General features: G+C 72.6%; 5 protein-coding genes and 1 pseudogene. 4 read left to right on the top strand and 2 right to left on the bottom strand.

Translation table 11 applies throughout. The annotated features are described in order from the left end of the window. Positions 1-44 precede the first annotated feature (44 nt). From MRBLMG1_RS30835 to def, 4 genes and pseudogenes are all read left to right on the top strand, one after another. Positions 45-1,037 (top strand): annotated as a pseudogene (locus tag MRBLMG1_RS30835) (HD-GYP domain-containing protein); the annotation flags it as partial. Beyond that, positions 1,034-2,323 carry an HD-GYP domain-containing protein gene (locus MRBLMG1_RS30830; protein ID WP_367827446.1) on the top strand — a complete coding sequence of 430 codons (1,290 nt, stop codon included), beginning with the start codon at positions 1,034-1,036 and terminating at the stop codon, positions 2,321-2,323. The pseudogene MRBLMG1_RS30835 and the gene MRBLMG1_RS30830, both read left to right, overlap by 4 nt. Positions 2,324-2,402: 79 nt before the next feature. Further along, positions 2,403-3,383: a tetratricopeptide repeat protein gene (locus tag MRBLMG1_RS30825; protein ID WP_367827445.1), complete on the top strand. Its 981-nt coding sequence runs from the start codon at positions 2,403-2,405 to the stop codon at positions 3,381-3,383. Between the two features lie 67 nt (positions 3,384-3,450). Beyond that, positions 3,451-4,113, top strand: coding sequence for a peptide deformylase (def, locus tag MRBLMG1_RS30820; protein ID WP_367827444.1), 663 nt, complete (start codon positions 3,451-3,453; stop codon positions 4,111-4,113). A gap of 65 nt (positions 4,114-4,178) precedes the next feature. Here def and MRBLMG1_RS30815 read toward each other — a convergent pair whose 3' ends face one another. Both MRBLMG1_RS30815 and MRBLMG1_RS30810 read right to left on the bottom strand, forming a co-directional pair. After that, on the bottom strand, positions 4,179-5,192 hold the full coding sequence (locus MRBLMG1_RS30815) for a ribonucleotide-diphosphate reductase subunit beta (protein ID WP_367827443.1): 1,014 nt from the start codon (positions 5,190-5,192) through the stop codon (positions 4,179-4,181). Next, positions 5,192-7,570, bottom strand: a complete 2,379-nt coding sequence (locus MRBLMG1_RS30810) for a ribonucleoside-diphosphate reductase subunit alpha (RefSeq protein WP_367827442.1) — start codon at positions 7,568-7,570, stop codon at positions 5,192-5,194. Before MRBLMG1_RS30810 ends, MRBLMG1_RS30815 begins: the two co-directional genes overlap by 1 nt. Positions 7,571-7,575 lie beyond the last annotated feature (5 nt).

Below are 7,575 nucleotides of genomic sequence, written 5' to 3'. Positions count from 1 at the left end.
GAGTGCTCGGCAGCGTCTGATGAGTCTAAGAGACCGCCGCCGGCCTCCTCGGCGGCCCCGCCGCCCTCGGCCACGGCCCGGACGCCCCCGACCTGCCGTACGCGCTGCTGCCCGCCGGCGCCGCCGCGCTCGCCTTCTGCCTGACCCTCACCGCCCTCGACGGCGGCATCCGGGCGACGGCCGACGGCCTGCCCCTCCGGGCCGCCTGGCGCGGCCTCCTCGGCCGGGCGCTCGCCCCGCACCTCGTGCACGGCCTCGCCGGGCTGATGATGGCCGTTCTCTGGCGCAGCACGTACGGGGCGGTCGCGGCCCTCTTCGTGCTGCTCCCGATGTACATCTCCTGCTGGGTCTTCGCCCAGTACCACCGCGAACGCGCCGCCCACCAGGCCACCATCCGCGCCCTCGTACAGGCCGTCGACATCAAGGACCGGTACACCCGCGGCCACAGCGAACGGGTCGGCCACGCCTCCGTCCTGATCGCTCGTGAACTCGGCCTGGCCGAGGACCGGCTCGACGTCGTCCGCTTCGCCGGCATCCTGCACGACGTCGGGAAGCTCGGCGTGCCCACCCGGGTCCTCCGCAAGGACGGGCCCCTCACGCCCGAGGAGCGGCGGGTCATCGAACTGCATCCGGAGTACGGCCACGAGATGGTCCGGGGCATCGGCTTCCTCGGCGAGGCGCGGGCCGCGATCCTCCACCACCACGAACGCATGGACGGCAGCGGATACCCGTACGGCCTGCACGGCGAGCAGATTCCCGAATTCGCCCGGGTGGTCGCCGTCGCCGACGCCTTCGACGCCATGACCTCGACCCGCTCCTACAGCAGGGCCCGGCCGGTGCCGACCGCCGTCGCCGAACTGGAGCGGTGCGCCGGCACCCAGTTCGACCCCCGGATGGTCGCCGCCCTCGTCCGCGCCCTCGACCGGCACGGCTGGCAGCCCGCCGTCACCGCCGACGAGGCCCCGCAACCGGACCGGGTCCCGGCGCCCCGCGAGGCGGACGCGCCCGCAACAGGCCGGCGGAAGGAGCGCGCGTGAGGCCGGGCACCGCCACCGTCGGCGCCCTGTACGGGGCGGCGCTGCTGCTGAGCCTCGCCGGCCTCGCCGCCACCCTCTGGTACGGCGTCGACGAACCCGGCAACGCCCTCGCCTTCGGCACCCTCGTCGCCCTCGGCGAGCTCGCCCGGTGGGGTCCCGACCCCGGCCCCGGGACACCCTCCGCGGCCGGCGAGGCCCGGGAGCGGGAGCCCGCGCCGCTCGCCGCCGCCGGCGCCCTCGCGTACGCCCTGCTCGGGCAGAGCGCCGGCACCCCCACCACCCACGGCGTCCTCCAGATCACCGCCGTCGTCGTCGCCGCCGGCCTCGCCGGGATCGTCCCCCACCTCGCCCGCGGCCACGACCCCGGCCTCGACCACCTCGCCCGCCGCGTCCTCACCGTCGGCTTCGCCGCCGTCTGCTTCCAGCCCCTCTACAACTCGGGCGCCGTCGTCGACCACCTCGGCCAGGGCCCCTGGTACGCCCTCTTCCTCGTCCTCCTGCTCGTCCTCACCGCCCTGTGCGACGCCGTCCTCGCCGCTCTCGTGCTCCGCGCCCGCACCGGCTTCCCGTACGGCCCCCTCCTCCGTGACGAACTGCGCGCCCTCCTCGGCATCGGCTCCGCCGTCTGCGCCACCGGCACCGTCATGGCCCTCGGCGTGGCCGCCGCCGGGCTGTGGGCGCTGCCCGTGCTCGCCGTGCCCCTGCTGCTCACCCAGGTCTCCTTCCGGCGGTACGCGGCCGTGCGGACCGTCAACCGCCAGACCATCGCCTCCCTCGCCCGCGCCACCGAGATCGCCGGCTGCACCCCGCCCGGGCACGCCCGCCGGGTCGCCGCCCTCAGCACCGCCGTCGGGCGCGAGCTGGGCCTCTCCGGGCCCGAGCTGACCGTCCTCGAACACGCGGCGCTCATGCACGACATCGGACAGCTCTCGCTCGTCGACCCGGTCCCGGGCGGCGCCACCGCCCTCCTGGCCGCCGAGGAGCAGCGGCGGATCGCCCTCCTGGGCGGCGAGGTGGTCCGCAGGACCGGGGTCGCCGCCTCCGTCGCGGTGATCGTCGAGCGCCAGGCCGACCCCTACCGCGACCAGCCGGTGCCCGCCCGGATCGTCCGCGCCGTGAACGCCTACGACGATCTCGCCGGCGACGGGGCGGGCGCCGCCCTGGGAGCGCTCGAACGCCTCAGGCTCGGCACCGCCCGGGACTATCACCCGGATGTCGTCGAATGCCTGGCCAGGGTCCTGGCGCGGGGCGGAGCCGCTGGGGTGACCTCCGTCCCCCCGGGGTAACCCATGGGTAATGAGCGCGCGTCCGACCGGGCATGGTTGGATGCGAACAAGAGGGTGAAGCGACCGGCAGGCGGGAATCGTGAAGATCTTCGGGAAGGTACGGCATCGGCCCTCCGCCTCGTGGCGGCAGGCCACCGACCGCGCGTTCACGCTGATCGGCGACGGCCGGTACGAGGACGCGGGCGCGCTCCTGACGCGCGCGGCGGATCTGGAGCCCTGGCTCTCCGAGTCCTGGTTCAACCTGGCGCTGCTGCACAAGTTCCGCCACGACTGGGAGCAGGCGCGGGCCGCCGGGCTGCGGGCCGTCGCGCTGCTCGACAAGGAGACCGGCGCCCCCGACTGGTGGAACGTCGGCATCGCCGCCACCGCGCTCCAGGACTGGCCGCTGGCCCGCCGGGCCTGGCAGGCCTACGGCCTCAAGGTGCCCGGAGCGGCCGCCGGCACCGGCGAGCCCGCCGGCATGGAGCTGGGCAGCGCCGCCGTCCGGCTCTCGCCCGAGGGCGAGGCCGAGGTCGTGTGGGGCCGCAGGCTCGACCCGGCCCGGATCGAGGTCCTCTCCATCCCGCTGCCGTCCTCCGGGCGCCGCTGGGGCGAGGTCGTCCTCCACGACGGCGTGCCCAACGGCGAGCGGACCACCACCGCCGGCCCGTCCTACCCGGTCTTCGACGAGATCGAGCTGTGGGCGCCGTCCCCCGTCCCCACCTGGGTGGTCCTCCTGGAGGCCGCCACCGAGGACGACCGGGACGCCCTGGAGCAGCTCGCCGCCGAGGCGGGCTTCGCCGCCGAGGACTGGTCGTCGTCCGTGCGGCTGCTCTGCCGCGCCTGCTCCGAGTCGACCATGCCGAGCGCCGAGGGCGAGGGCGAGCACTCCGACCCGCACGACCACAGCGAGCCGGGGCACCCCGGGCCGCTCGGCCACCGCTCGCCCGGCGAGCTGTGGGTGCCGGAGCGCGAATGCGGCATCGCCGCCCCGGCGGGCCTCGTGCGCGGGCTCCTCGACGGCTGGGTGGCGGACAGTCCCGACAGCCGTGAGTGGCGGGATCTGGAAGAGGTCTGCTGAGGCCACGGCCACGGGCCCGTAGGCTGTCCTCCGACGGAATCGGGTTTTCAGAAGGGCGCGGCCGGACATGGCGCAGCAGGAGACGGACGAGCAGACGCAGATCAACCTTGGGGTCTCCCCGCCGCAGGTAGGGGATGGGTTCGTCGTGGACACGGAGGACTGCGAGGCGCGCGAGCTCGCCTACCGCGAGCGCGGCACGGCCCGCCCGATCACGGTCGTCGGCAACCCGGTGCTCCACAAGGAGTGCAAGGACGTCACCGCGTTCGACGCCGAGCTCGCGCAGCTGATCGACGACATGTTCGCCAGCCAGAAGGCCGCCGAGGGCGTGGGCCTGGCCGCGAACCAGATCGGTGTGGACCTCAAGGTCTTCGTCTACGACTGCCCCGACGACGAGGGCGTCCGCCACACCGGCGTCGTGGTCAACCCGGTCCTCCAGGAGATCCCGGCCGAGCTGCGCGTCCTGGACGAGTCCAACGAGGGCTGCCTTTCCGTGCCGACCGCCTACGCCGAGCTGGCCCGTCCCGACTACGCCGAGGTCCACGGCCAGGACGCCCAGGGCAACCCCATCAAGGTGCGCGGCACCGGCTACTTCGCCCGCTGCCTCCAGCACGAGACGGACCACCTGTACGGCTACCTGTACATCGACCGCCTCTCCAAGCGCGACCGCAAGGACGCCCTGCGCCAGATGGAAGAGGGCACCCCGCGCTACGAGACGGTGCCGAACGCCTGATCCCGCTCGCGAACACGCGGAAGGGCCCCGCTCCTCACCGGGAGCGGGGCCCTTCCACGTACCGGCTAGAAGTCCTCGTCGAGGTCCACCGAGCCCTCGACGGCGACCTGGTAGGCGGACGGGCGGCGCTCGAAGAAGTTGGTGAGTTCCTGGACGCCCTGGAGCTCCATGAACGCGAACGGGTTCTCGGAGCCGTACACCGGGGCGAAGCCGAGGCGCTGGAGGCGCTGGTCGGCGACGCACTGGAGGTACTCGCGCATCGACTCGGTGTTCATGCCGGGCAGGCCGTCGCCGCAGAGGTCGCGGCCGAACTGGAGCTCCGCCTCGACGGCTTCCCTGAGCATGTCGGTGACCTGCTCCTGGAGCGCGTCGTCGAAGAGCTCCGGCTCCTCCTTGCGGACGGTGTCCACGACCTCGAAGGCGAAGTTCATGTGCATCGTCTCGTCGCGGAAGACCCAGTTGGTGCCGGTGGCCAGGCCGTGCAGCAGGCCGCGGGACCGGAACCAGTACACGTACGCGAAGGCGCCGTAGAAGAACAGGCCCTCGATGCACGCCGCGAAGCAGATCAGGTTGAGCAGGAAGCGGCGGCGGTCGGCGGCCGTCTCCAGCTTCTCGATCTTCTCGACCGAGTCCATCCACTTGAAGCAGAACTGCGCCTTCTCGCGGATGGAGGGGATCTCCTCGACCGCGTGGAACGCGGCGGCGCGGTCGTCCGGGTCGGGCAGGTAGGTGTCGAGCAGCGTCAGGTAGAACTGGACGTGCACGGCCTCCTCGAACAGCTGGCGCGACAGGTACAGGCGCGCCTCCGGGGAGTTGATGTGCTTGTAGAGCGTCAGCACCAGGTTGTTCGAGACGATCGAGTCGCCCGTCGCGAAGAACGCGACCAGACGGCCGATCATGTGCTGCTCGGCCGGGGTCAGCTTGGCGAGGTCGGCGACGTCGGAGTGCAGGTCGACCTCCTCCACCGTCCAGGTGTTCTTGATCGCGTCCCGGTAGCGGTCGTAGAAGTCCGGGTACCGCATCGGACGGAGGGTCAGCTCGAAGCCCGGGTCCAGCAGGTTCTTCTCGGTGGAGCTCATTACTGGCAGGCCTCGCAGGACTCGGGGTTTTCCAGGGAGCAGGCGAGGGCGTCCGCGTCGGAGACCGCCTGCTGGACGGGGATGGGGGCGGCGGCCGTCGTCGACGCCTGGGCGGCGCGGGCGATCCGGGTCGCCGGGCGGGAGCGCAGGTAGTACGTCGTCTTCAGACCCTGCTTCCAGGCGTACGCGTACATCGACGACAGCTTGCCGATCGTCGGCGTCTCCATGAACAGGTTCAGCGACTGCGACTGGTCCAGGAAGGGGGTGCGGTCCGCCGCCATGTCGATCAGGCCGCGCTGCGGGATCTCCCAGGCCGTGCGGTACAGCTCGCGCACCTCGGCCGGGATCCAGGTGAAGCCGGCCACCGAACCGCTGGCGTCGCGGAGCGCGTCCCGGGTCTGCGCGTCCCACACGCCGAGCTTCTTCAGCTCGTCGACGAGGTACGAGTTGACCTGGAGGAACTCCCCCGACAGCGTCTCGCGCTTGAAGAGGTTCGAGACCTGCGGCTCGATGCACTCGTACACGCCGGCGATCGACGCGATGGTCGCGGTCGGCGCGATGGCCAGGAGCAGGCTGTTGCGCATGCCGACGGCGGCGATCCGCTCGCGCAGCGCGGCCCAGCGCTCGGGCCAGTTGAGCTCCACGTCGTAGTGGTCCGGGTGCAGCACACCGCGGGCGGTGCGGGTCTGCTCCCAGGCCGGGAGCGGGCCGCTGCGCTCGGCGAGGTCGGCGGAGGCCTCGTACGCGGCGAGCATGATCCGCTCGGCGATACGGGTCGACAGCGCGCGCGCCTCGGCGGAGTCGAACGGCAGCCGCAGCTGGAAGAAGACGTCCTGGAGGCCCATCGCGCCCAGGCCGACGGGCCGCCAGCGGGCGTTGGAACGCCCGGCCTGCTCGGTCGGGTAGAAGTTGATGTCGACGACCCGGTCGAGGAAGGTGACGGCCGTGCGGACGGTCTCGTCGAGGCGCTCCCAGTCGATGTCGCCGCCGGTGACGAACGCGCCCAGGTTCACGGAACCGAGGTTGCAGACGGCGGTCTCGCCGTCGTTCGTGACCTCGATGATCTCTGTGCACAGGTTCGAGGAGTGGACGACGGTGCCGGGCTCGGCGGTCTGGTTCGCGGTCCGGTTGGACGCGTCCTTGAAGGTCATCCAGCCGTTGCCGGTCTGGGCCAGGGTCCGCATCATCCGGCCGTACAGGTCGCGGGCCGGCATCGTCTTGCGGGCCAGGCCCTTCGCCTCGGCGGCGCGGTAGGCGGCGTCGAACTCCTCGCCGTACAGGTCGACGAGCTCGGGCACGTCCGCCGGGGAGAACAGCGACCAGTCGGCGTCCGCGTTGACGCGGCGCATGAACTCGTCCGGGATCCAGTGCGCCAGGTTCAGGTTGTGCGTACGGCGCTGGTCCTCGCCCGTGTTGTCGCGGAGCTCCAGGAACTCCTCGACGTCCGCGTGCCAGGTCTCGAGGTAGACGGCGGCGGCACCCTTGCGGCGGCCGCCCTGGTTCACCGCGGCGACGGAGGCGTCGAGCGTCTTCAGGAACGGCACGATGCCGTTGGAGTGGCCGTTGGTGCCGCGGATCAGCGAACCGCGGGCGCGGATGCGGGAGTAGGAGAGCCCGATGCCGCCGGCGTGCTTCGACAGGCGCGCGACCTGGTGGTAGCGGTCGTAGATGGAGTCCAGCTCGTCCTGCGGGGAGTCCAGGAGGTAGCAGGAGGACATCTGCGGGTGGCGGGTGCCGGAGTTGAAGAGGGTGGGGGAGGACGGCAGGTAGTCCAGGCGGCTCATCAGCCCGTACAGCGCGGCGACCTCGTCGAGCGCGCGGACGCTCTCGTCCTCGGCCAGGCCGCAGGCGACGCGCAGCATGAAGTGCTGCGGGGTCTCGATCACCTTGCGGGTGATCGGGTGGCGCAGCAGGTAGCGCGAGTAGAGGGTGCGCAGACCGAAGTAGCCGAAGCGGTCGTCGGCGGCCCGGTCGATCAGGGTGTCGAGCCGGTCCGCGTGCAGCGTGACGAACGCGGCGGTGCGGTCGGCGATCAGGCCCTCGCGGTGACCGACGGAGACCGAGGCGGAGAAGGAGACCGCGCCCTGGTCGGCCGCCTCGTCGGCGATGGTGATCGTCAGGAGCCGGGCGGCGAGCCGGGAGTACGCCGGGTCCTCGGAGATCAGGCCGGCGGCCGCCTCGGTGGCCAGCTCGCGCAGCTCCGCCTCGTCCGCCGCGGCGCTGCGGCCGCGCAGCGCGGCGGCGGCGACCTTGCCGGGGTCGGTGTCGGGGAGATCGGCGGTGAGGTCGGTCAGGGTCCGCAGCAGCACGGTCCCGGGGCCGTCGCTCTCGACCGCGGAAGCCTCGGCCGAAGCCGGATCGGCGGGCGCGATGGTCACGTGGG

It is taken from the genome of Streptomyces sp. LMG1-1-1.1, from assembly GCF_040815545.1.
Classification (GTDB): domain Bacteria; phylum Actinomycetota; class Actinomycetes; order Streptomycetales; family Streptomycetaceae; genus Streptomyces.
This window is presented reverse-complemented; position numbering and strand designations above follow the sequence as displayed.